Origin of the sequence: Dinghuibacter silviterrae (assembly GCF_004366355.1) — a bacterium.
Taxonomy (GTDB): Bacteria; Bacteroidota; Bacteroidia; order Chitinophagales; family Chitinophagaceae; genus Dinghuibacter; species Dinghuibacter silviterrae.
In genome coordinates, this window is record NZ_SODV01000001.1 from 3045272 (window position 1) to 3068691 (window position 23420).

The 23420-nt window shown below is 57.4% G+C and carries 18 protein-coding genes; 11 read left to right on the plus strand and 7 right to left on the minus strand.

Features of this window, described 5'->3' with window-relative positions; translation table 11 throughout:
* Nucleotide 1: 1 nt before the first annotated feature.
* On the minus strand, nucleotides 2–2632 hold the full coding sequence (mgtA, locus tag EDB95_RS13215; RefSeq protein WP_133994276.1) for a magnesium-translocating P-type ATPase: 2631 nt from the start codon (nucleotides 2630–2632) through the stop codon (nucleotides 2–4).
* Nucleotides 2633–2935: 303 nt separating this feature from the next.
* Here mgtA and EDB95_RS13220 point away from each other — a divergent pair, with 303 nt between their 5' ends.
* Nucleotides 2936–5299: an ABC transporter permease gene (locus tag EDB95_RS13220; RefSeq protein ID WP_133994277.1), complete on the plus strand. Its 2364-nt coding sequence runs from the start codon at nucleotides 2936–2938 to the stop codon at nucleotides 5297–5299.
* A 27-nt stretch (nucleotides 5300–5326) separates the two neighbouring features.
* Here EDB95_RS13220 and EDB95_RS13225 read toward each other — a convergent pair whose 3' ends face one another.
* Together EDB95_RS13225 and EDB95_RS13230 are read right to left on the minus strand one after the other, a co-directional pair.
* The gene (locus tag EDB95_RS13225; RefSeq protein ID WP_246073622.1) at nucleotides 5327–7660 is read right to left on the minus strand and encodes an ABC transporter permease; all 2334 of its coding nucleotides are present in this window, start codon (nucleotides 7658–7660) and stop codon (nucleotides 5327–5329) included.
* A gap of 271 nt (nucleotides 7661–7931) precedes the next feature.
* The gene (locus tag EDB95_RS13230) at nucleotides 7932–8588 is read right to left on the minus strand and encodes a hypothetical protein (protein WP_133994279.1); all 657 of its coding nucleotides are present in this window, start codon (nucleotides 8586–8588) and stop codon (nucleotides 7932–7934) included.
* 81 nt (nucleotides 8589–8669) lie between these two features.
* Between EDB95_RS13230 and EDB95_RS13235 the strand changes: the two genes are divergently transcribed.
* The 7 genes from EDB95_RS13235 to EDB95_RS13265 all read left to right on the plus strand — a co-directional run bounded on the left by EDB95_RS13235 (nucleotide 8670) and on the right by EDB95_RS13265 (nucleotide 14496).
* Nucleotides 8670–9185, plus strand: a complete 516-nt coding sequence (locus EDB95_RS13235; protein WP_133994280.1) for a cupin domain-containing protein — start codon at nucleotides 8670–8672, stop codon at nucleotides 9183–9185.
* Between the two features lie 128 nt (nucleotides 9186–9313).
* A complete protein-coding gene (locus tag EDB95_RS13240) occupies nucleotides 9314–10192 on the plus strand; it encodes a helix-turn-helix domain-containing protein (RefSeq protein ID WP_133994281.1) in 879 nt (292 codons plus the stop codon).
* 86 nt (nucleotides 10193–10278) lie between these two features.
* Nucleotides 10279–10983: a pirin family protein gene (locus EDB95_RS13245; RefSeq protein ID WP_133994282.1), complete on the plus strand. Its 705-nt coding sequence runs from the start codon at nucleotides 10279–10281 to the stop codon at nucleotides 10981–10983.
* A 27-nt stretch (nucleotides 10984–11010) separates the two neighbouring features.
* The gene (locus tag EDB95_RS13250) at nucleotides 11011–11541 is read left to right on the plus strand and encodes a YceI family protein (protein ID WP_133994283.1); all 531 of its coding nucleotides are present in this window, start codon (nucleotides 11011–11013) and stop codon (nucleotides 11539–11541) included.
* 70 nt (nucleotides 11542–11611) lie between these two features.
* The gene (locus EDB95_RS13255; RefSeq protein WP_133994284.1) at nucleotides 11612–12037 is read left to right on the plus strand and encodes a hypothetical protein; all 426 of its coding nucleotides are present in this window, start codon (nucleotides 11612–11614) and stop codon (nucleotides 12035–12037) included.
* 58 nt (nucleotides 12038–12095) lie between these two features.
* Nucleotides 12096–13946, plus strand: coding sequence for an ABC transporter ATP-binding protein (locus EDB95_RS13260; RefSeq protein ID WP_133994285.1), 1851 nt, complete (start codon nucleotides 12096–12098; stop codon nucleotides 13944–13946).
* A 118-nt stretch (nucleotides 13947–14064) separates the two neighbouring features.
* The gene (locus tag EDB95_RS13265) at nucleotides 14065–14496 is read left to right on the plus strand and encodes a DUF3276 family protein (RefSeq protein ID WP_133994286.1); all 432 of its coding nucleotides are present in this window, start codon (nucleotides 14065–14067) and stop codon (nucleotides 14494–14496) included.
* A 50-nt stretch (nucleotides 14497–14546) separates the two neighbouring features.
* Here the strand turns inward: EDB95_RS13265 and EDB95_RS13270 are convergent, their stop codons facing one another.
* The 3 genes from EDB95_RS13270 to EDB95_RS13280 all read right to left on the minus strand — a co-directional run bounded on the left by EDB95_RS13270 (nucleotide 14547) and on the right by EDB95_RS13280 (nucleotide 19072).
* Nucleotides 14547–16361 carry a hypothetical protein gene (locus EDB95_RS13270; RefSeq protein ID WP_133994287.1) on the minus strand — a complete coding sequence of 605 codons (1815 nt, stop codon included), beginning with the start codon at nucleotides 16359–16361 and terminating at the stop codon, nucleotides 14547–14549.
* A gap of 157 nt (nucleotides 16362–16518) precedes the next feature.
* On the minus strand, nucleotides 16519–18156 hold the full coding sequence (pgi, locus tag EDB95_RS13275; protein WP_133994288.1) for a glucose-6-phosphate isomerase: 1638 nt from the start codon (nucleotides 18154–18156) through the stop codon (nucleotides 16519–16521).
* Nucleotides 18140–19072, minus strand: a complete 933-nt coding sequence (locus tag EDB95_RS13280; RefSeq protein ID WP_133994289.1) for a bifunctional riboflavin kinase/FAD synthetase — start codon at nucleotides 19070–19072, stop codon at nucleotides 18140–18142. The genes pgi and EDB95_RS13280 overlap by 17 nt, the downstream gene beginning before the upstream one ends.
* 52 nt (nucleotides 19073–19124) lie before the next feature.
* Here EDB95_RS13280 and EDB95_RS13285 point away from each other — a divergent pair, with 52 nt between their 5' ends.
* Nucleotides 19125–19628, plus strand: a complete 504-nt coding sequence (locus tag EDB95_RS13285; protein WP_133994290.1) for a hypothetical protein — start codon at nucleotides 19125–19127, stop codon at nucleotides 19626–19628.
* Here EDB95_RS13285 and EDB95_RS13290 read toward each other — a convergent pair.
* Nucleotides 19612–20040, minus strand: coding sequence for a Clp protease N-terminal domain-containing protein (locus EDB95_RS13290; protein ID WP_162852585.1), 429 nt, complete (start codon nucleotides 20038–20040; stop codon nucleotides 19612–19614). The two genes, EDB95_RS13285 and EDB95_RS13290, sit on opposite strands and share 17 nt — an antisense overlap.
* Nucleotides 20041–20145: 105 nt before the next feature.
* Here EDB95_RS13290 and EDB95_RS13295 point away from each other — a divergent pair, with 105 nt between their 5' ends.
* The gene (locus EDB95_RS13295; RefSeq protein ID WP_133994292.1) at nucleotides 20146–20976 is read left to right on the plus strand and encodes a M90 family metallopeptidase; all 831 of its coding nucleotides are present in this window, start codon (nucleotides 20146–20148) and stop codon (nucleotides 20974–20976) included.
* Between the two features lie 36 nt (nucleotides 20977–21012).
* Nucleotides 21013–23415, plus strand: a complete 2403-nt coding sequence (locus EDB95_RS13300; RefSeq protein WP_133994293.1) for an ABC transporter permease — start codon at nucleotides 21013–21015, stop codon at nucleotides 23413–23415.
* The last annotated feature ends 5 nt before the right edge of the window (nucleotides 23416–23420 follow it).

The window sequence follows — 23420 nt, forward strand, 5'->3', positions numbered from 1 at the left end:
TTTACAGCCATTGATGGAATGTACGAATAAACCAAGTCTTGACGGCCTGGGTCAGCAGGCAATAGGCCAGCAGGATCCCTAAGAGCCAGGGGAAAAACGCCAGCGGCAGGGGCGTCATCTTCAGCGCGGGCGCCAGCGGGCTAAACGGCAGACAGATGCCGATGGCCATGATCAGCGTGGTCAGCGCCAGCACCGGGGCGGTCGCCCAGCTTTGGATAAAGGGGATCTTGCGCGTCCGGATGAGGTGGACGATCAGGGTTTGGGACAACAGCCCTTCCACAAACCAGCCGGACTGGAAAAGCGACGCGTCGTGGGCTTTAAATACCCAGAAAAGGACTCCGAACGTCACGTAGTCGAACACCGAGCTGGTCGGCCCCACCCAGATCATAAAACGGGCGATGCCGGAGGCGTCCCATTTTTTGGGTTGCTGGATATAGTCCTCGTCCATACGGTCCCAGGGGATCGAGGTCTGGGACAGGTCGTAGAGCAGGTTTTGCACCAGGAGCTGGATCGGCAGCATCGGCAGGAAGGGGAGGAGGGCGCTCGCCCCCAGCATGCTGAACATGTTGCCGAAGTTGCTGCTGGCCGTCATCTTGATGTACTTGATGATGTTCCCGAAGGTCCGGCGGCCGTAGATCACCCCCTTCCGGAGGACCATCAGGTCTTTTTCAAGAAGGATGATGTCCGCGCTTTCCTTGGCGATGTCCACCGCCGTATCCACCGAGATGCCGACGTCCGCGTCACGAAGGGCCGCTGCGTCGTTGATCCCGTCCCCCATAAAGCCGACCGTATGGCCATCCGCCTGGAGCAGGCGAACCACGCGGGCTTTTTGGACGGGGCTTAGCTTGGCGAGAATGGAGGTTTCTTCCAACCTGCGCGTGAGGGTCGCGTCGTCGAGGTCATCCAGGTTGGTTCCTAAGAGCACATCCTGGAAGGGAATGCCCACATCCTTACAAATCTTTTTGGTGACGATTTCGTTGTCCCCGGTGAGCACCTTGATCTGGACCCCCAGCTTTTGCAGGGCTTCGATCGAAGGCCGGGCGGAGGGTTTGGCTGGGTCCAGGAACCCGATAAAACCCGTCAGGGTCAGGTTGGACTCGTCCGCTACCGAATACGTCAGGGGTCTTTCGCTGGTTTCTTTGATGGCGACCAGCAGGACGCGCAAGCCTTCTTCGTTGAGCCGGCGGGTGGTGTCCAGGACCACGGCGCGCATGTCCGCATCCATAGGGATGACGTTGCCGGCATCGAGTGCATGCGTGCAGAGATCGAGTACTTCTTCTACCGCCCCCTTGCAGATCAGGAGGTGGCGATGGTCTTTATCCAATATGACCGACATCCGCCTGCGGTTGAAGTCGAAGGGGATCTCATCTATTTTCAGGTAGTCTTCCGGATGCACAAAGTGGTGCACATCGGCGGCGTGTTCCAGGACCGCTACGTCGAGCAGGTTCTTCAAACCGGTCTGGTGAAAGGAGTTCAGGAACGCCCACCGCATCACTTCCTCGTCGTCCTTGCCCCGGACGTTCAGGTGTTTTTGAAGGACGATCTTGTCCATCGTCAGGGTCCCTGTCTTGTCGGTGCACAGGATGTTCATCGCGCCGATATTCTGGATGGCGTTGAGGCGTTTGACGATGACCTTGCGCTTGCTCATCATGACGGCCCCCCTGGCGAGGTTGGCGGTCACGATCATGGGGAGCATTTCCGGGGTCAGCCCCACTGCCACGGAAATGCCAAACAGCAAGGCTTCCATCCAGTCGTGTTTGGTCAACCCGTTGATCAGGAAGACGAGGGGCACCATGACCAGCATAAACCGGATCAGAAGCCAGCTGACTTTGTTGACGCCTTTGTCAAAGCTGGTCTCGGCGCGTTTGCCCGTGATGGCCTTGCTCAGCGACCCGAAGTAAGTCTGGTTCCCGGTGGACACCACCAGGGCGCGGGCCGTACCCGACACCACGTTGGTGCCCATGAAAACGATGTTCTCCAGTTCAAGGGGCGAGTGGATGTCCGACGGGCTATGTTCTTTTTTCTCGACCGGAAGGGACTCCCCGGTCAGCATCGCCTGGCTGACGAAAAGATCTTTCGAATGGATGATGCGGCAGTCCGCGGGGATCATGTCGCCCGCCGACAGGAAGACCACGTCGCCGGGGACCAGCTCTTTGATGTCCACCTCGGTTCTCAGGGCGCCCGAACGCTCCACCGTGGCCGTGGTACGGACCATCCCCTTCAATGCCTCGGCGGCCCGGTTGCTCCGGAATTCCTGGACAAAACGCAACAATGCGCTGATCAGGACCATGGTCGATACCACGATGACCGTCTCGAAGTCGGACATGAACGCCGACACCGCGGCAATCACCACCAGGATGCCGATAAACGGATTGACAAAAGCCTGAAACAATTGTGTATACCAGGAGGGCGCCTGCTCATGCTGGACCTCGTTCCGCCCGTGCTGTGCCTGGCGTTCTTCCGCCTCATCGCCGGTAAGGCCTTCCACCCGGCTCTCCAGGACTATAAAACACTCTTCCGGCAGGTGCGTTGAGAGGTCTTTTAAACGGGCAAGGATGGGATCGGGGGAAGGTACGCCAATGGTCAGACGGGCCTTGAGCTTTTCTTTGACTTCTTTTACTTGGCTGAGCATAGCTCCTGGTTTAATACCCGTTCATACGGGAGCCCAGGGCTATCCGAATGGACGGGGGGTTACTGAATAATATGTTGCCGGGGGCAACTGTGATAAGAGTCCATAACGTAAAATTTAAGCGGGTTAACCGCTTTTTGGCCTGGCAAAGATAGTCCGCGTTTTTTAATCCAGTATTAAATTTTATTGTCCGGTTGTTGCATTTCCGTTGTATCGAAAGCGAACGATGTTTTTTTGTTTGGGATACGCAGTATCTTGTCGCTCAGTCAGGTATGGCCCTGGCATCCCCTTTGAACCCACACCCGCATGTTGTTTAGCTACATACGCATTGTCATTCGGAACCTGCGCCGGCAGCCCTTGCTTTCCTTCATCCATATTTTTGGCCTTGGCCTTTCCATGAGCGCCGGGCTCATGGTCCTGATCCGTCTGCAGGACGACCTTGGCTACGACCGTTTTCATCCACACCCTGAGCGGACCTACCGCATCACCAGCGACTACACCCAGCGGGGTGGGGAACACTGGCGCATGGCCAGCACACCCCTGCCCCTCGGTCCAGCGCTCCTGTCCGACACGGCCGGTATCGAGGCGGTGGCCACGATCAACCCGTCCTTTGGCGGGACCACCACGATTGGATCGAAGCAGTTATCGCTCAGTGGCGCGTATACCGGGCCTTCTTTTTTCGCTGTCTTCGGATTTACCCTTTCGTCCGGCGATCCTGTAACGGCGCTCGCTCAGCCCCATTCGATCGTGCTCAGCCAGGACGCCGCCACGCGGTTCTTCGGACAGGCCAATCCCCTGGGCAAGGTCCTTACGATGACGGCCGGCGGGAGCTATATCGTCACGGGTGTTCTAAAGGATCCTCCCGGGAAGTCCCACCTGGACTTTGACGCGTATGTATCCGAAACGAGCATACCTCCGCATGCCGGCGATTGGTTTGCCTTCAACGCTGCCTATACCTACGTCGTCATGAAGCGCCCGGCGGAGACGGCAGCGCTCTACGCGGATCTGGCCACGGTCTCTACCATGCTCAACCGGATGAATGCCGAAGGGAAAACCGCCTTTCACTGGCAGCGGATCACCGCCATCACCCCCGCGCCCATCGGCCTCGACAACAATATAGGGAGAGGTACGTCCTGGGCAAAGGTCTTTTTCGAGCTGGGCTTCGCTTTCCTCCTGCTCTTAGCCGCGTGTTTCAACTATACCAACCTCACCGTGGCCCGCGCCCTGACCAGGGCCAAAGAAGTCGGTCTCCGCAAGATCGCCGGCGCCCACCGCCACCAGGTCTTCGTCCAATACGTCACCGAAGCCGTGGTCACGGCGCTTCTCGCATTGGGTTTTGCCTGGATCCTGCTCGGGTTTATCATCACTTATGCCCCCTTCAACGACGGGTACGAGTTCATCCCGTCTTCTTTTGCCTACAACGCCCAGATGGGATGGTGGTCCCTTGCTTTTGCGCTGGGTACCGGGTTGCTGGCGGGTGTTTCCCCCGCGTGGATCCTCTCGGCCTTCAAACCCCTGCGGGTACTCAAAAACCTGTCCACCGCGCGGATATGGGGCAAAGTCAATCTTCAGAAGACCCTCATCGTTTTTCAATACACCTTGTCCCTGGTCATCCTGATCTTCCTGACCGCCTTCTACCGGCAGTTCTCCTATATGTCCAGCCTTGACCCCGGTTTTCGTCGCGACAATACGCTGGTGATCCCGGTCGACGGGCCGGATGCATCGGTCCTCGCCCAGAAGATTGCCTCCCTTAGCGGGGTGCAGACCGTAGCAGCCTTGTCCGGCCGTTTTGACGACCGCTCCGCCGAGCGGACCTTCACCGGCTGGCTGGCCGGGAAAGAACAAACGGTGAACCTGCATTACTATGACGCCGATCCGGCCTTCCTCCCGGCCATGCACCTCGACCTCGTGGCGGGTCATAATTTCCTGTCGGAGGACACCGTGGAAAAGTTTGTCCTGCTCAACGAAAAAGCCGTCCGGGCGCTTGGCTTCGCGGACCCGTCCAAGGCCGTGGGACAGCGGTTATGGGTGGCCGATAGTACCCCGCTCATCATCCAGGGCGTGCTCAAGGATTTCACGTATCAGAATGCCGCCCAGCCCATCGCCCCCCTCGCGCTCCGGACCCGGAAAGGGAGTTACAACTACCTCTACGTCCGCGTGGATCCCGTCCGCCGGGACGCGATCACGGCGCGGATCGCCGCCGCCTGGGGCGCCCTCCTGCCGGCTAAAAGCTTTTCGTATACCTGGCTTGATGAATACATGGAGGCCGCCTATGCTCAAAAAGCGACCCTTTCCCTGTTGGGCTACCTCGCCTTTATGGCCGCCAGTATCGCCACGCTGGGTCTTCTTGGCCTGGTCATGTACACCGTGGAAGTCCGCCGCAAAGAGATCAGCATCCGCAAAGTCATCGGCGCAGAGAAACGCGAGCTGGTCGTCCTCTTGTCCCGCGGGTTCGTCCGGCTGCTCGTGCTCTCCGGTCTGATCGCCATGCCGCTGGGGTATACCGCGGGGGTGTTTTTCCGGCACCTATTTCCCTTGCAGGCGCCCTTTGGGCCGGGGTACGCGGTGGCGTGTTTCTTCTTACTTCTTGTACTCGGTCTGGCGACCATTGGGTCGCAGACGTACCGGGCGGCGGGGGAGAATCCGGCGGGGAATCTGCGGGCGGAGTAGGGGGCACCGCGCTTGCGCGTCCCGCGGCTACTCCGAGCGCAAGCTCCGTATCGGGCTCGCCATCGCCGCCCGGATGGCCTGGTAGCTCACGGTGGCCAGCGAGATGAAGATCGCCCCTACACCCGCGAGGACAAAAACCCAGGGATCGATGTGGGTGCGGTATTTGTAGTTCATCAGCCACTTGTCCATGAAATACCAGGCAATGGGCGTGGCGACCACGATGGAGATGAGCACCAGCATAACGAATTCCTTCGACAGCAAGGTCGTCAGGTTCGCGATCGAAGCGCCCAGGACCTTGCGCACGCCGATCTCCTTGACGCGGGCTTCGGCCATGTAGGCGGCCAGCCCGAACAAACCCAGACACGAAATAAAGATCGTCAGGGCCGCGAACAAACCCGCCAGGGTGGCGGTGGCCTGCTCGTCCGAGAATTTCCGCGCGTATTCCTGGTCCACGAAGTTGTATTCGAAGGGATATTCGGGGTTGTACTTTTTAAAGACCTGTTCCATGATCTTCAGGTTCCCGGCCGTCGACCGGGCAGGGTTGAGTTTGAAATGGATGGCGTTGAAATAATTGCCTTTCGGCCCCCACATGACCATGGGCCGGATCGGCTCGTACGGAGACTCGATGATGAAGTCCCGGACGACGCCGACCACCTTGTAGGGATAGCCCGGGTAGCCGATCACCTGTCCCAGCGGATGTTTGAATCGCATCGCCTTGACGCAGGATTCATTGATGATGACGGCGTTCGAGTCTGCCGGATAGTTGACCAGGTCGATGTCCCGGCCCTCGATGATCTGCATCCCCATGGTCTTGACGAGGTTGCCGTCCGTCGTAAAACTGTTGATGATGGTCTTGTCGTCGGCGGGTTTGCCGTCCCAGTTGATGCCCCAGGTATTGCTCCAGGACTGCGAGATGGGGGAGCTGCACATGCTCCAGGTCGTGACCGCGCCCTTGTCCCGGAGTTCGTTGACGATCACGTGGTAATTCTTTTGCATATCCCCCTGCATCATCACATACACGAGGTTGTTTTTATCATAGCCGTTTTCACGCGACTGGGCGTAGCGGAGCTGTTTGAGGACGATGAGGGTGGCGATGATGAGCAGGATGGCGATGCTGAACTGAAAAACCACCAATACCTTCCGGGGCGTGACCAGGGCATTCACCTTCCGGAATGTCCCCTTCAATACCTGTACCGGCCGGAAGGCACTGAGGAAAAACGCCGGGTAGCTCCCCGCCAGCAGCCCCGTGAAACCGATAAATCCAAGAATAGACAGCCAGAAGACCGGTTGGGACCACTCCAGCGCCAGGTGTTTTTGCGTGAGTTCGTTGAACGGCTTCAGGCTTACACTCACCATCACCATCGCCAGGATACCGGAGATCAACGCCAGCATGACCGATTCCATCAGGAACTGGATAATCAACGACTGTTTCAGGGCGCCGACCGTTTTCCGGATCCCCACCTCTTTCGCCCGCCGCTCGCTTCGGGCCGTCGACAGGTTCATAAAGTTGATACACGCGATCACCAGGATAAAGATCGCGATCAGCAGAAACGCCCGGACCATTTCGATACGCCCGCCCGCTTGTTTGCCGTTCTCGAAATCGCCGAACAGGTGGGTACGGCTAAAGGGATACAGGAAGACTTTGGTCGTCCCATCCTGTTCGTGCTGTATGGTGAAGTTCTTGATCTTTTTTTGCAGCGCCTCCAGGTCCGTATGCGGTTTCAGCAACACGATATTCCGGGTGGAATTGTTCCCCCACGAACTGTCGTCCTCTCCCCGTTTGACGATATACGACCATGGCGTCAGGAATTCATAGTCAAAAGAGGTATTGTTCGGCAGGTCCCTGATCACCCCACTTACATTAAACAGGTCCTTGTTGTCCAGCTTGACCGTTCGTCCCAGCGCATCCTCATCCCCGAACAACTTCCGCGCCAGCGTCTGCGTGATCACCAGCGAGGTCGGATCGTTTAGCGCGGTCGCCGGGTTCCCCTCGACAAAGGGTACGCTAAACATGCTCAGAAAATCCGGGTCCACCATCGTCCCTTTGACGTTCAGCCGTTTTTCCCCCACGGAAAAAAGCAGCGTTTGCGTCCAGTTCACCCGGGTCGCCTTGTCGATCTCCGGAAAAGACGGCTTCAGCACCGGCCCCATCACCTTTGGCGTCGTCGGCCAGCAGACCGTATCGTTTGTCCACTTGTCCTTGTTCCAGACGGTGTACAACCGGTCCGCATTCGGATAGGTACGGTCCCAGCTCCACTCGTTCTCCACCCAAAGCAGGATCAGGAGGGCGCACGCCATCCCTATCGACAGGCCAAGAATGTTGATAAAGGAAAACCCCTTGCTCCGGAGAAGGTTCCTCATGGCGACGGTCAGGTAATTTTTCAGCATAGCGGAGCCGCCACAAGGGGTATGCCAGGATGGGGAGGCCCTGCGGACGGGGCCTCCGGCCGCGTTTGCCCGCGCCGGTGTGCGGAAACGGACGGTCGGGCGTACCGGAAGCGGGCGCGGCCCCGCGCGCATCGCGCGCGATTTTTTCGTAACTTTAGCGCATGAGCGCGAATACGACGACGATAGGGAAAGTGCTGGTGAGGGTCTTTAAGGCCATCTTTATCCGCAAGAAAGAGTGCTGCCGCTAGGAAACTTTGCGGCGTTTGCGCCTGGGGTTGGGTAGGACGGTATCTTTTCCGCCTGCGATGTGGCTGAGGTATACCCCATTTTCCTTTATATCCTCCAGGCGCTCCACTGCGGTATCGCGAACGACCGTGTCCCCCACGATCGCATAGAACTCGCTTCCATTGTAGTAAATCGAATCCGGGTAGCTGGGCGGGACTTCCGTTAGGTGGAATCCCCCAAAAACAAGCCGCCCATTCCTATCCAGAATTTTTGAAGCGATGGTTTTCATCAGGAGGGTGGGTTTGCCGGGGGAGAGACGGACGACATCCATCTTGTCTTCTTCGGGACCGTCGAACATGTCCACAAAAAGCAGTACGGTATCCGCCTTCTCGATCAACTTGTTGTAAGGGCTGTCGGCGAGGATATCGCCGGCGTCCGGGATACGCCAGACTGGTTTGCCCTTCCAGAATACTTTGCCGTCGGCGATCCGGACCGAGTCGCCGTTGGTGCTTTTCAACGAAAACGGGCGCGCCGTTGTATCCGCGGCCGGGGCCCCGGGTGTGGCCGGCGTGACCGCCGCCGTGGTGTCCTTGCGGGAGGATTTCTTTGCGTGTTGGGCGCAGCCGAACAGCAGAAGGAGACAAGTGAGGAGCAGGGGTAAACGTGTAAGGGTCATGGCGGCATTAAGATAAGCAAAATCGTTGTAGCATGCCTCGGGATAAAAATTTGCCGTATTATTGCGGCCAAAATCCAGTTGATGCAACTCCAAATCACCGCTTCCAGCTCCAAGGAGCAGGTTTTTTCCCAGATCGAAGCTGCCCTTAAGGCTCAGGGTTTTACCATCGTACAACACGACTTTGCCCGGCCCTGGGGTGGATTTTTCGTCATCGAGGAGACCCAGGCCCCGGAATTTATCAAGACCTATTTCCCGGGGATGGCGCTAAAGGATTTTACCATCACCCACAAACTCAGCCCCAAGATCCTGGTGGTGGCACCGGGCAAACGTCTTTCCTGGCAGTATCACTTCCGCCGTGCGGAAATCTGGAGGGTCGTCGCCGGGGAAGCCGGGGTTGTCACCAGCCTGACGGACCAGGAGGGCCCCCTGAAGCAATACCAGCCGGGCGACCTGATCAAGCTCCAGCAGGGCGAACGCCATCGGCTGGTCGGATTGGAGACCTTCGGGATCATCGCAGAGATTTGGCAGCATACCGATGCGGCGAATCCCTCCAATGAGGATGATATTGTGCGTCTGCAGGACGACTTCGGCCGCTAGGCCGTGAGCTCGTGGATGCGGGGCGGCCGCAGCGTAACGGCGCGGCGGCAAGCCGGCCGCCGCAGGCTGACCGCGGCGCGGACGGACGGTGGGCGCAGCGGCGTCCTATTTTTCCTACCTTTATATAGATGAAGGTCAAAGACATTCCGCGTTACTCTTTAAAGGACTGGGCCCCGGGGGCCGGGTCCTTTGCCGTAAGTACACTGGAGGCCATGGGGGAAGCCCAGGGCCAGCGGTGGGCCGGTCCGCACCGGGACGATTTTTATGGCATCCTGTGGATCACCGCCGGGGAGGCCCGGGTGACCATCGATGCCGTGGCGTATACGGCTTCCGCGCATGCTTTGATCTTTGTCGCCCCGGGGCAGGTGGTCCAAATGTCGGGGAACCTGGCGGGGTGGTGGATCGCTTTCGAGGAGCAATTTTATTGCGTGAGAGACGAGGCGGCCAACCGGTCGAGGGGGATCAATTCACACCTTTTTTTCAACCCGGACTTTGCGACGGTATTGAGCCCGGATGAGGCGGACGAAGCCGTCTTAGGGAACATCGTCTCCATGATGGAGGAGGAGTACCGGGGTAGGGGGGACCATTATTTAGAGGCTTTTTTCTCGCTGCTGCAGCTTTTCCTGATCCGGGTGACGCGTATCATGGAACGGGAAGAAAGAGAGCCGGAACACGCCGGTGGTCCTTTTCTTCAGTTCCGGCAACTGATCGAGCAGCATTATAAAGATAAAAAGAATGTGTCGGACTATGCGCGGATGATGAACATGACGCCCGTCTGTTTAAATGCCTTGTCCAAAAGCCTGTCGGGCCTGACGGCCGGAGAACAGATCCGGGGGCACGTGACCGCGGAGGCTAAGCGCCTCCTTTTCAACACGGACCTTAGCGCCAAGGAGATTGCCTACCGGCTGGGGTTCGAGGACGCGCCTTATTTCAGCCGGTTTTTCAAAAAGTATACGGGGCAGACGCTCCTGGAGTTCAGGGAGCAGAGCCGGCTGAATGCCGTTTAAAAAAGTACCCTACTTACGTAAATCTGTCCATTGACCTGCCCCCATTCAATGTCGTAACTTTGATCTATCAATAAAAGGAGCATATCATGGAAACGATTTTACATAGGGCAGACAGCAGGGGGCACGCGAACCATGGCTGGCTGGACGCACACCATTCCTTTAGTTTTGCGGGATATTACGATCCGAAGCGGATGCATTTCGGGGTCCTTAGGGTCCTGAACGACGACCGCGTGGCACCCGGCATGGGTTTTGGCATGCATCCCCATGACAACATGGAGATCATCACCATTGTTCTGGAAGGGGCTTTGAAGCACAAGGACAATATGGGGAACGAGGGCATCCTGCGCCCGGGGGATGTGCAGGTGATGAGCGCGGGCACCGGCGTGGTGCACAGCGAATTCAACCCGTCCAGGGAAGAGCCGGTGAATTTGTTGCAGATCTGGGTTTTCCCCAACAAAAGACAGGTGGAGCCGCGGTATGAACAGAAACACTACGATCAGCGGGAGAACGGTTTGCAACTGGTGGTCGCCCCGGACGAATCGGACGGCGCCCTTTGGATACACCAGGACGCCTGGTTTTCGCTGGGACAGCTGGACGAGGGCAAAAGCCTGACGTACCGGAGCCGGAAGAGCGGGAACGGCAGTTATATTTTTGTGATCAAAGGGGAATTGTCGGTAAACGGGCAGATGATCGGCCCCCGCGACGGGATGGGTTTGACAGATTTCGACGAAGTGACGGTCAAGGCCGAGGAAGAAGCCGAATTTCTCATCATGGATGTACCACAAGCTTAACACTAAAATACATAAAACAAAAAAATTATGGCAATCACCAAATGGACAGTTGATCCAATGCACAGCCAGGTCGAATTCAAGGTGCGTCACCTGATGATCACCAATGTGACCGGAACTTTTCAACACTTTGACGGGACGATCGAAACGGAAGGCGAAGACTTCACCCAGGGCAAAGTGACGTTCTCGGTCAAGGTGGATTCCATCGATACGGCCAGCGACCAGCGTGACGGTCACCTGAAAAGCGATGACTTTTTCAGCGCAGACAAATTCCCCGAGATCAAGTTTGTAAGCACGGGCTTCAAACACAAGGGCGGGGAAAACTACGACCTGACCGGGAACCTGACCATCCGCGACCTGACCAAACCGGTTACGCTGGCCGTGGAATACGGTGGTGTCGCCCAGGACTTCTATGGCAATACCAAAGCGGGTTTTACGGTGACAGGCAAAATCAACCGCAAGGACTTCGGCCTGGTATGGAACGGGGTTACCGAAACGGGCAGCATCGTGGTCAGCGACGATGTAAGGATCAGCGCAGACCTGCAGTTCACAAAGGGATAAATGCATTGTTAATAAAGGGGGCGCAAGCCCCTTTTTTTTATACCTTTATGTTGTCTCTAAAACAGCCATTATGTCCAGAGAATTTTATAACTGCATAAAGGCAGCCTTCAAGGTCGGCATCATCGCCGCCGTGATCAACCTGATCTGGTTTATCGCCGCCCGCATCATCTTCCTGATCGACTACCCCAGCGTCAAATGGTATTTTGTACTTATCGCAACCATGTTGCCCATCCTGCTGGGGGGCGTTGTGTATTACCTGATCTATACCGTTACCCGTTACCACCGCATCGTGTTTGTGATTGGCAGCATGGTGCTCCTGGTCTGCTCGCTCCTGGCGGGCCCCCTGTCGCCCATCCTCCCGGACGGGTCTCCTTCCACCAAAGACTTCATGATCCTGACCATCCCGATGCACTGTGTGGCCGCGTTTATGGCGGCGTTCGCGCTGCCGGTGTGGAATCACCTGAATCCGCCGGCGCCACAGGCGGAGCACGCCTAAGGCGCCGCCCATCCAAGAACCGGCCGGCCACCGCCGGAATCTCGTATTTTTGCATCCCATGAAGCATCTGGCCGCGCTGAATAAGTATTTCTGGAAGTACCGTTTCCGTCTCCTGGCGGGTTTGGTCTTTGTCGTCCTTTCGAACTATTTCAGTGTGCTGGCCCCGCTGATCACCAAGTATGTGGTGAACAAGCTGATGCTGCTGCTGTCCCCCGGCACCACGCACGCCTTTCACGAAAGCGTTCAGGACCCACTGGCGCGGGTGTTGATCAACCGGATCGACCGGTGGAATTTTTCAAACGTCGTTGCGCTTTGCGGGGTGACCCTGCTGGTGCTGGCCTTGCTTCGGGGGTTGTTTATGTTTTTTATGCGGCAGACGATCATCGTCATGAGCCGGCACATCGAATTCGACCAGAAGAACGAGGTGTACCAGCATTACCAGCGGCTGGACACGACGTTTTACCGTTCGCACAGCACGGGTGACCTGATGAACCGGATCACGGAGGACGTGAGCCGGGTGCGGATGTTTACGGGGCCGGCCATCATGTACCTGGTGAACCTCCTGGCGTTGATCGGCCTGAGCGTGTATTACATGCTCAAGGATAACGTCGCCCTGACCCTGTATACGCTGGCGCCCCTGCCGTTGCTGGCAGTGACGATTTACTTTGTCAACCAATTGATCCACAAAAAAAGCGAACGCATCCAGGCGTTGCTGAGCGACCTGACCACGAACGCCCAGCAGTCTTATTCGGGGATCCGGGTGATCAAATCCTTTGTCCAGGAAAAGGCGATGCTGGCCTTTTTCCGGAACAGCAGCGAGGAATATAAGACGAACGCCCTGGGGCTGGCCAAGGTAGAGGCCATTTATTTCCCTGCGATGTCTTTCGTAGTGGGGATCAGCACCCTCCTGACCATCCTGATCGGTGGGTTTATGTACATCCGTGACCCGCAGAGCATGACGTTCGGGACCCTGACCGAATTTGTCCTCTTTATCAACATGCTGATGTTCCCGGTCAGCGCCATCGGGTCGGTGGCCAGTATGACCCAGCGGGCGGCGGCTTCCCAGAAACGGCTCAACGAATTCCTTCGTTTGCAGCCGGAGATCCGCGACAAGCCCAAAGCGACCCCCAAAGTGATCGCCGGCGACCTCCACTTCGACCATGTATCTTTTACATATTCCCACACCGGCATCAAAGCCCTGACCGACTTCGACCTGCACATCCGTAAGGGCCAAAAGGTGGCGATCATCGGCCGGACGGGCTCGGGCAAGACGACCGTCGCCCAGTTGCTCCTGCGCATGTTTGACCCGGACCAGGGTGCGGTCAAGGTGGATGGGACGGATATCAGGGACATTACGCTAAAAAGCCTGAGGGAACAGATCAGCTATGTTCCCCAGGACGTCTTCCTGTTTAGCGACACCGTCCGGGGAAACATCCTTTTCGGAAACCCGGTGGCCACCATGGACCAGGTCCGGCAGGCGGCAAAGCAGGCGGTGGTGGACGGGGAGATCGCGGGTTTTGCCGAAGGCTATGACACCATGATCGGGGAGCGGGGCGTAACGCTGAGCGGGGGCCAGAAGCAACGGGTGTCGATCGCCCGGGCGCTGATCAAAGATCCCCGGGTCATCGTCATGGACGACTGTCTGAGCGCCGTGGACGCCCGGACGGAAAGGGAGATCATCGGGCAATTGTACGAATACCTACAGGACAAAACTGCCATCATCATTACCCACCGGATCTTTTCCCTGTTCCAGTTCGACCAGGTCGTGGTTCTGGACGACGGACACATCATTGAAAGGGGTACCCACGATTCCCTCCTGGAGGCGGGGGGATATTACGCCGACCTGTATGCGCGGCAGCGGGAAAGGGACGAACGGCCGTCCGAGGAAGAGGTCACCCAAGAAAAATAGTGTGTCGATGGGCGTTTACACCCTTTAAGATTGAACGTTTTGGCTATTTTGGAATTCATGTTAAAATTTTGTCAATTAAAAAAGAAGTATATCTTTGTCCAAACTAAAACTTACAACTGTGGCGTACGAAAACACTGACAAAAGAATGGAAAGCGTGTACAGCAAGCGCATCAGGGCTGGGAAGCGGAGGACATATTTCTTTGACGTCCGTGCTACCAGGGGAAATGACTACTACCTCACCATCACCGAAAGCCGCAAGCGTTTTAACGACAACGGCTACGATCGCCATAAGATCTTTCTATATAAAGAGGACTTCAACAAATTCCTTGGGGGTCTTAACGAAGCCGTCAACTATGTCAAGACCGAGTTGATGCCGGACTTCGACTTCGACGCCTACAACCACGATAACGACAACGAACGCAGCGACAACGATTACGATATCCAGGAGGAATCCACCTCGATCACCATCGTTGAACAGACCGTTGTCCACGTGCAGCAGCCGGCTCCCGCCCCGGCGCCCGCATCGACGGAAGAGGTCGACAAATGGTAAAATATCCACAGTGTTATAAAAAAAAGGCTCCCCGAGGGGAGCCTTTTTTATTAGATAGTCATGATGTTCAGGTGATGGTTAGGATCGCGACCCGTCCATACCACACCCAGGTCGCCGAAATAGCAGGACGTAAGCATCGGTGTAAAGTCCGAGCTGTCCCAGAAGGTGACCTTATTGTCGAAACGGATACCGTCCGCCGACTGCATGATGTTGAGGCTATGGTTGGGATCGGTGCCGCTCCAGCTCAGGTAGAGCTTATCCTCGTATACTATAAGGCCGGGGCCGGCGACGGCCGTATCGGACAGCGTGACCTTGTTCTGCCAGGTGGCGCCAAAGTCGCGGGTGGACATGACGTTCAGGCTTCTTGCCATATCCGTACCGGTCCAGGCAATATACAGCCTGTCCTTGTAGGGCATGAGGGCCGGGGAACTGATGGATGTTTCGTTGAGGATCCGTTTGTCGCGCCAGGTGATGCCGTCGGCGGAAAACAGTACGTTCAGGTGTTGCTGCGGATCGGCACCCGTCCAACATAAGACGAGGTTATCGCCATCAGCGGCCAGCCACGGGCGGGAGATGCTGGTTTCGGGCAGCGTTATCTTGTGTTCCCACTGAAGACCGTCTGCGGAGGACATGACGTTGAGCATCCGGTTATCGCCGCCCGCCCAGGCCATGTACAACCGGCCCGAAAAGGAACAGAGGGACACCCCCGTCGGCGACGTGTCCGCCAGCGTTATTTTGTCAAACCACACGTCTTCCTCCTGTGACTGGATGACGTTGAGGTGGTGTACAGGATCGGTGCCTGCCCAGGCCACCACCACTTTGTTCATGAATTCAACCGCCCCCGGGGACTGCACGGCCGTGTCGTTCATGATTTGTTTGAACCGGTAAAAGATGTCCACTTCCCCGGTTACCGCCGAGTTGCTTACCACCACGCAGTGCTGGCCGCAGTCGGTTACGGCGTCGACCGGTGTCCAGTTCAGCCGCGGCGTGCCGTTGCCGGTGACGATGTTGATCCCCCTGAACCTTGTGTCATACACGGAAGGATAGTCCGCAAAGTTGTCGACAGCGTAAGCCTCCAGTGTCTGGGCGCACCACAACAGTTCATTGATGCCGTTGACGTTTAACAGGGTCCCGTTGATGCCTTCGAACCCGCAGGTATAATTATACAGGTTACCGGTTTGACCCGTGCACCGGATCACCCCGGTCAATACGTCTCCGGCGTTGACGGGTACCAGAGGGGTAAAAAAGGCATTTCCCCCCGCAGTGACATACCAGGAAGCCACGCTCCAGGTGTTACCGCCCCCTGCAGCGGACGGCCCCCATTGCAGCACGGGTTGAAGAATGCCGTAATTGGCGCCAAAATTCTGGATGCCGTTAAAAAGGAAGATGGTCTGGTTGTTCCGGGACTCCGGCTCCGGCGGCACCTGCCAGTTGCATTTGAAAAGGGCGATGGGCTGACCGGTGCCGTTGTTCCAGTAAGCGTAGGAGATCCAGCCGCTGCCCAGCGCGGGTACTTCGTCCGGTTGCGCCGCCTGGTGTGCCAGCTTGTTTACGACAATACCGGTATCCCGCTCCATGATGCGGATGTCCGGCCCGTCCATTTGCAAAAGTTGCCCCGTTTCCATCTGGTGGATGAGGATGGACGGGCGAAACCCACCGGGTGTGAGGATCAACCCCCTGGCCGTCATTTCATCGCGAAGTGCGGGCCGGGAGGGGAGTTGTTTTCGTGGGATCAGGTTGGGACGTCCGAGGTCGTCGAACTGAATAATCTTCTCGGGATATACAGGAACGATCCTTTCCCGGGAAATAGGCCCCCCTGGTGCAATCAGGGTGTCACCGTTTTCCTGTCTTCTTTTGGTAGACATAAACGATTAGTTTAAAAGGTTAACAAAAAGGCGCGTCGAGAGAGAGAAGTGCTGTGGTCTTGTGGAGATCCGGGCGTGAAGCGTGGTAAAGCTAGAAATAATTATGGGCAAAAAAAAAGGCGTCCTTGGTGTTGGACGCCCTTTTTTTATTTTTTGGTTAAGCCTTTCGCCATTTCTTATACGCGTTGATCAACCCGTTGGTCGACGCGTCGTGCGCCGTTACAGGCTCGTCGCCGGTGAGCTCCGGCAGGATCTTGCCAGCCAGTTGTTTGCCCAGCTCTACCCCCCATTGGTCAAAGGTGAAGATGTTCCAGATGACGCCCTGGACAAAGATCTTGTGCTCGTACAGCGCGATGAGCTGTCCGAGGGTATAGGGCGTGATTTCCTTGATAAGGAAGGAATTGGTCGGGCGGCTGCCGGAAAACAGTTTGAAAGGGATCAGCGACGCGTCCGGTGTTTTGCCTTCGGCTTTGACCTCTGCTTCCGTCTTGCCGTTCATGAGCGCTTCGGTCTGGGCGAAAAAGTTGCTCAGCAGCTTGGGATGGTGATCGCCTAACGGGTTGTGGCTGATGGCCGGCGCGATAAAGTCGCAGGGGATCAGCAGGGTGCCCTGGTGGATCAACTGGTAAAAGGCGTGCTGGCCGTTGGTGCCGGGCTCGCCCCAGATGACGGGCCCGGTGGCGTAGGTTACTTTTTTGCCGGTGCGGTCCATCGACTTGCCGTTGCTTTCCATATTCCCCTGTTGGAAGTAGGCGGAGAAACGGTGCATGTATTGGTCGTACGGCAGAATGGCTTCCGTTTGGGCGCCAAAAAAGTTGGTGTACCAAAGACCGACGAGCGCCATGACGACGGGAATATTTTGCGCAAAGTGTGTATGACGGAAGTGGTTGTCCGTCGAATGCGCGCCTTTGAGGAGGCTTTCGAAATTGTTGTAGCCGACCATCAGGGCAATGGACAAACCAATGGCGCTCCATAAGGAGTAACGGCCGCCAACCCAATCCCAGAACTCGAACATATTCGCGGTGTCGATCCCAAAAGCGGCCACGGCCTTGGCGTTGGTGGACAGGGCGGCAAAGTGTTTGGCGACGAAGGCTTCGTCTTTGGCATAGCTGAGAAACCAGTCGCGGGCGCTGAGCGCGTTGGTCATGGTTTCCTGGGTGGTGAAGGTTTTGGAGGCGATCAGGAAAAGCGTTTCTTCGGGGTTGACCACCTTTAGCGTTTCGGCGATGTGGGTGCCGTCGACGTTCGATACGAAGTGCGCGTCCATCCCTTTGACCCAGTAGGGGCGCAAGGCTTCGGTGACCATCAACGGACCGAGGTCGCTGCCGCCGATACCGATGTTGACGATGGTTTTGATGGGCTTGCCGGTATATCCTTTCCAGGCACCACTGTGGATCGCTTCGCAGAAGTTTTTCATCTGCGCCAGGACGCGTTGTACGTCGGGCATGACATCTTTCCCGTCGGACAATACGGGTTTGCCGGAAAAGTTCCTCAGTGCGGTGTGCAGGACCGAACGGTCCTCGGTATGGTTTATTTTGTCCCCGGTGAACATGGCTTCGATGCCGTCCTTGACCTTACACTCGGCCGCCAGCCCCTGTAACAGCTCCAGCGTTTTGTCCGTGACCAGGTTTTTGGAGTAGTCCAGCAGGATATCTTCGTGTTGCAGGGTGTACTTCGGGAAACGCTCATGATCTTTTGCAAAAAGATCCCGGAGGTGGGCGTCCTTCATTTCGCCAGCGTGGGCGGCCAGGGCTTTCCAGGCCGCGGTCGTCGTGGGATTAATCGTGTGTAGCATTATGGAAAAGTTTATAGGTATCTTCTTTGTCTTTCTGTAACTGTGTCTTCAGGGCATCGAGGCCATTGAAACGTTGCTCCGGCCGGAGATACGCGGCGAGGTGGATGCGGAGCGTCTTCCCATACAGGTCGCCCTGGTAGTCCAGCAGGTGGACTTCGATCACGCGGCGGGTGCCGCCGACGGTGGGGCGGATGCCGATGTTCATCATGCCCGTGAGACCGGCGTCCACGCGAACGGCATACACGCCATGAGCAGGTATGAGCTTTTCCTCATCTTCGACCTCGATATTTGCGGTAGGGAACCCCAACGTGCGCCCCAACTGCTGTCCGAGAACCACGCGCCCCTCAAAAAAGTAAGGATACCCCAACAAATCCGCCGCCAGCTCCGGCCGGCCCGACAGCAGCGCCTCGCGGATCCGCGTGGAGCTTACCTTGAGCAGGTCCAGCACGCGTTCGGGGATCTCGCGCACCCGGAAGCCATAAACGGGCCCCTTGGCTTCGAGCAGGCGGAAGTCTCCGCTCCGGTTGTTGCCAAAACGGTGGTCGTAGCCGATGATGATGGTATGGGGTTGGAAGTAACGGACGAGGAATTGTTCGATATAATCTTCAGCGCTGAGCTGGGAGAATTCCCGGGTAAAGGGGATGACCACCAGGTGGTCTATGCCCTGGGCATCGAGCAGCCCGATTTTTTCGGACAAGGTGCTGAGCAGGGCGATGCGTTCGTCCGAAGACCGGACGACCTGGCGCGGATGCGGATGGAAGGTAAGGATGACCGTTTCGCCCCCGGTTTCCCGGGCGACCGCTTTCATGGAGGCGATGATCTCCTGGTGCCCCTTGTGCACTCCGTCAAATGTGCCGATGGTGATGACTGCGTTTCTGAATCCGGGTAAAAGGTCAAGGGCGCTATGTACCTGCATAGATGACAAAGTCTCGCGCGAAGCTACGGGGAATTTGCGGTATCTTGACACTATGGTTTCAAGAAACATACCCGTCAAAGACATGACCGTCGGGGCGTATTTCCGGTCCCTGACCGTGCTGCATGCGGCGTTGCTCGCCGGTCAGTTGCTGTTTGCCTGTATACTTTTTGTCGTCGTGAGACAACAGGTGCGGCGCATGGTTGTTGCGCTGCCCGTGAATCCCTGGTTGTACGTTGCCCTGGGGGTAACCTTTGCGGTGCTGGCGGCCGCGCACTTCGTATACCGCTCGCGGGTGGATCGCGCCCGGGAAAAAGAAACCCTGGCGGACCAGCTCACCGCCTACAGGACCGCCTTTGCGGGGAGGGATATGGCCCTGAATTCCCTGTCGACCGTCGGCAACATATTGTTTTTCCTTTGCGGGAACACCGACTATATCGCCATCACGGGGATGGCTGTCCTGATATTTGCCGTCTGGTGGCCGACAAAAGCAAAAGTAAAGGACGTCCTGGGCCTGGAAGGCCTGGACAACCCGGACGCACTCATCGGAGGTTCCTGAGGAATTCCTCGTAGCCAAGACTGAATTGCTCCAGGATACGGGCGGCCCGGTTTCGTTTGTGCCGGAGCAGGGCCAGGACCAGGTGTTCGGGTTCGATCAGGGCGGACTGTAATGACCGGGCTTCGCGTTCTGCCCTTTCCAGGACCTTTGTCGCGGTGCGGGAAAGGGGCAGGCGGAGGTCGGGTTTGCGGCGGGAGTGTCCGCGGAGCAGCGAAGCGCTCTCGGCTTCTTTCCAAAGTTTATCCAGGTCGATGTGGGCATGGCGGAAGGAGGTCAGCGCGTAGTTGTTCCCCTGGCGGATCAGTCCCAGGAGAAGATGTTCGGTATCAAGCGTATGGTCATCGAGCCTTATGGCCTCTTCGCTGGCAAAGGACAACACTTCCTTGGCCCGCGCGGAGAATGGGTTGGGCATATTCATAGAGTTTGGACCGTACAAGATACCCATAACCCCCTGAGGAATACTTTAATGGCTTGTTAACGGGGCAAACGAAATTTTTTAAGTAATTGATTTTCAATAATGTTGTGGGCTATCGTTGTCTTGGGTCTGGGGGCCATTACCGGGATCCTTTTGCTAAATGCCGGGCGGAAAAAAAGAAGAGGCACCTCCCTGCCACCGGGTTTCCGGGCGCTCCTGGAAACCCATGTCGGTTTTTACCGGGCCCTGGACCCGGCCGAACGGGACCGCTTCGCCCGCCGGGCGGAGGCCTTTGCCCGGGAAGCCCGGATCCATGGGGTAAAGATCGAACTGGAGGACGTGGACAAAGTCCTGGTGGCGGCCAGCTCGGTCATCCCCGTCTTTGGCTTTACCGAGTGGGACTATACCAACCTGAGCGACGTCCTTTTGTATGAAGGCGCCTTTGACGCCCAGCACTTCGCGGGCCCGGACAACCGCCACAACGTCCTGGGGATGGTGGGCTCCGGCGCCATGGAGCGCGTCATGATCCTTTCCCGGCCCGCGCTCAGGGAGGGCTTTGCGCAGGTAGCGGCGCCCTTTAACACCGGTATCCACGAGTTCGTGCACCTCGTCGACAAGTCCGACGGCGCGGTTGACGGTATTCCCGAATCGTTGCTGGGGGCCTCGGTGGAGGCCTGGACCCAGTTGCTTCACGCCTATCTCGGACCGGTCCGTTCAGGACATACAGACATCAACACGTATGGGGGCACCAACGGGGCAGAATTCCTCGCGGTCGTCAGTGAATACTTTTTCAAAAGGCCGGACCTCATGGAGGAGCGGCATCCTGACCTTTATGCGATGCTGTCGCATATTTTTCAACAGCGGCCGCGCCTCGACCCGCGGGTAGCCGAAGCGGCCGCGGCGCCCCAGGGTGGCCCGGCACCGGAGATTTAACAGGATTTTTTCAAGCGGAGCTATATCTTAACAAACATGCTCCGCAACTACCTAAAGACCGCCCTCCGGTCCCTGCGCAAAACCCCCGTCCTTTCGCTGGTCAACATCGTGGGGCTCGCCGCAGGCCTCACTTTTCTTTTCCTTATCGGCGCCTATATCTGGGGCGAGTGGCGGGTCAATGCGGATATGCCGGACCGGTTGTATATCCTCCGCGCTGCGCTGAAAGACCCAAGCTCGGGTCTGGACTTTACCGTCCCGGGGCCTGTCGCGCCGGCACTGCACGAACAATACCCCCAACTGGTGACGGATTTTTATCACCACGATGCGATCATGTCCATCGTATCGAGGGGGGACAACCACTATACGGAGGGGCTGCAGATCGGGGACCCCAGCTTCCTGACATTGTTTGGATTCCAACTGTTGTATGGAGATGCCCGGACCGCCCTGGACGCGCCGGATAAGCTGGTCCTGACCGGGGACATGGCCATGAAGTATTTCGGACGGAGAAACGTGGTAGGGGAGCGGCTGTCGGTCCAATCCTTTTCCGGGGGAAAACGGGATTTTACCATAGGGGGTGTGCTGAAGGAACCCCCGTACAATACGATAAATTACTATACCACCGCCAATGAAGGGAATCACTTTTTCCTGCCGGCTTCTTCCCTGAAGTTCTTTAACAGGGACCTGGCTTTTGCCAACTGGAACGTTCCCTATATCATCAGCTATGTCCGCCTGGCCCCCGGGGTACGCCCGGAACAGCTCCAGGCCCCCATACAGCAGTTGTTGGACGCCAACCTGACGCCCGATCTGCGGGCGAAAATGCACATTTACCTTACCCCGGTCCACGACTATTACCTGCAAGAGGCGAAGGGGGTGACCCTGAAGATGATTCGTGCTTTAACCCTCGTGGCACTTTTTATCCTGCTCATGGCCGTGATCAATTTTGTCAACATGACCCTGGGCAACTCGATGACCCGTCTAAGGGAGATTGGGATGCGGAAGGTGCTTGGAGGGCGCAAAGGACAACTGGTCACCCAGTTTCTTTCAGAGTCGGTGCTGACCGTAGCCCTGGCCGTTGTCCTGGCCATGGCGGGCTACGCACTGGCGGCGCCTGGTTTCAGCGGTATGCTGAACCGGCCCCTCCCATCCATAGCGTCATTGGCAATAAACGCCTGGTGGATCCCCCCGGTGCTGACCCTGGGGATCGGCTGTCTGGCAGGGTTGTACCCGGCGCTCGCGCTGTCGGCGCAGTCGTCGATATGCTCGCTCAAGGGCAAGCTCAAGGGGCTGGGAGACAAGCGCATGTTGCGGTACACGCTCCTGACGCTGCAATTCGTATCCGCGATTGTCGTTTTTGTCGGCGCCCTCACCATCCGGGCCCAGATCGCTTTTTTCTTTCATACCGACCTGGGGTATCAAAAAGACCGAATCGTTTCGGTGACCCTCCCCAGGGACTGGTCGTTCGCGGGCGTACAGCGGGTGGAGTCTAAGCGGGACATCCTTGCGCGTCACCCGGAAGTGGAAGACGCGGCCGTCTCCTTCGAAGTGCCGAATGGGAACGCGGGTGGTGGTTTCCAAATGTACCGGGCCGGCGAGGATTCCACCACGGCGGTTGCCGGTCCCGCCCTGGTCGTGGACGAACACTATGCCGATACCTATCACCTCCGGGTGGTGGCGGGGCATTTTTTTCAAACGCCGGTCGATTCCACACAGTTTATATTGAACGAATCCGCCGTGAAAGCCCTGGGCTTTACAAGTCCCGGCGACGCCATCGGCCGGCAGGTACGCATTTACGGGTCCCAGGCGCTTTATACCGTTGGGGCGGTGGTGAAGGATTTTCATTTCGGCTCGATGCGGGATGCCGAAGGGCCGTTGTATATGTCACACCTACGCTTTGCCCAGGTCTACCGGTATTTGTCCCTTCGGTTGCGCCCGGGGGATCTCCCGGCGCAGATCGAGGCCCTGAACCGCCAGTGGGTACAGCTTTTCCCCGAGTCCCCCTTCGACTACCGCTTCCTGGATGATACCCTGAAGAAAATGTACGACATCGAGCTCCGCATGGACAGGGCCGCCCGGGCCGCCACCGTGGTGTCCCTGGTCATCGTCTTGCTGGGTATTTTCGGGATCGTCTCCATGGCGTTGGTCCGGCGCACCAGGGAAGTGGGCATCCGCAAGGTGCTGGGCGCGACCATCCCCCAATTGATCGGTTTGTTCACCCGGGAGTTCCTTTGGCTGGTCTTGCTGGCGAACGTCATCGCCTGGCCGGTGGCCTATCTCCTGTTGCGCCACTGGCTGGACCAGTATGTGTACCGGATCGACCTGACGCCGCTACCGTTCGTCACAGCGGGCGCCGGGATGGCGTTGACCGTGGCCCTGCTCATCGCCGCCCGCGCGTTTGCCACGGCCAGCGCAAACCCTGTACAGAGCCTGAGAACGGAATAATTGCC

Bases quoted from the DNA above. Each gene is read 5' to 3' on its own strand.
- mgtA (WP_133994276.1), bottom strand. From the start codon at position 2,632: ATGCTCAGCCAAGTAAAAGAAGTCAAAGAAAAGCTCAAGGCCCGTCTG.
- EDB95_RS13220 (WP_133994277.1), top strand. From the start codon at position 2,936: ATGTTGTTTAGCTACATACGCATTGTCATTCGGAACCTGCGCCGGCAG.
- EDB95_RS13225 (WP_246073622.1), bottom strand. From the start codon at position 7,660: ATGAGGAACCTTCTCCGGAGCAAGGGGTTTTCCTTTATCAACATTCTT.
- EDB95_RS13230 (WP_133994279.1), bottom strand. From the start codon at position 8,588: ATGACCCTTACACGTTTACCCCTGCTCCTCACTTGTCTCCTTCTGCTG.
- EDB95_RS13235 (WP_133994280.1), top strand. From the start codon at position 8,670: ATGCAACTCCAAATCACCGCTTCCAGCTCCAAGGAGCAGGTTTTTTCC.
- EDB95_RS13240 (WP_133994281.1), top strand. From the start codon at position 9,314: ATGAAGGTCAAAGACATTCCGCGTTACTCTTTAAAGGACTGGGCCCCG.
- EDB95_RS13245 (WP_133994282.1), top strand. From the start codon at position 10,279: ATGGAAACGATTTTACATAGGGCAGACAGCAGGGGGCACGCGAACCAT.
- EDB95_RS13250 (WP_133994283.1), top strand. From the start codon at position 11,011: ATGGCAATCACCAAATGGACAGTTGATCCAATGCACAGCCAGGTCGAA.
- EDB95_RS13255 (WP_133994284.1), top strand. From the start codon at position 11,612: ATGTCCAGAGAATTTTATAACTGCATAAAGGCAGCCTTCAAGGTCGGC.
- EDB95_RS13260 (WP_133994285.1), top strand. From the start codon at position 12,096: ATGAAGCATCTGGCCGCGCTGAATAAGTATTTCTGGAAGTACCGTTTC.
- EDB95_RS13270 (WP_133994287.1), bottom strand. From the start codon at position 16,361: ATGTCTACCAAAAGAAGACAGGAAAACGGTGACACCCTGATTGCACCA.
- pgi (WP_133994288.1), bottom strand. From the start codon at position 18,156: ATGCTACACACGATTAATCCCACGACGACCGCGGCCTGGAAAGCCCTG.
- EDB95_RS13280 (WP_133994289.1), bottom strand. From the start codon at position 19,072: ATGCAGGTACATAGCGCCCTTGACCTTTTACCCGGATTCAGAAACGCA.
- EDB95_RS13285 (WP_133994290.1), top strand. From the start codon at position 19,125: ATGGTTTCAAGAAACATACCCGTCAAAGACATGACCGTCGGGGCGTAT.
- EDB95_RS13290 (WP_162852585.1), bottom strand. From the start codon at position 20,040: ATGCCCAACCCATTCTCCGCGCGGGCCAAGGAAGTGTTGTCCTTTGCC.
- EDB95_RS13295 (WP_133994292.1), top strand. From the start codon at position 20,146: ATGTTGTGGGCTATCGTTGTCTTGGGTCTGGGGGCCATTACCGGGATC.
- EDB95_RS13300 (WP_133994293.1), top strand. From the start codon at position 21,013: ATGCTCCGCAACTACCTAAAGACCGCCCTCCGGTCCCTGCGCAAAACC.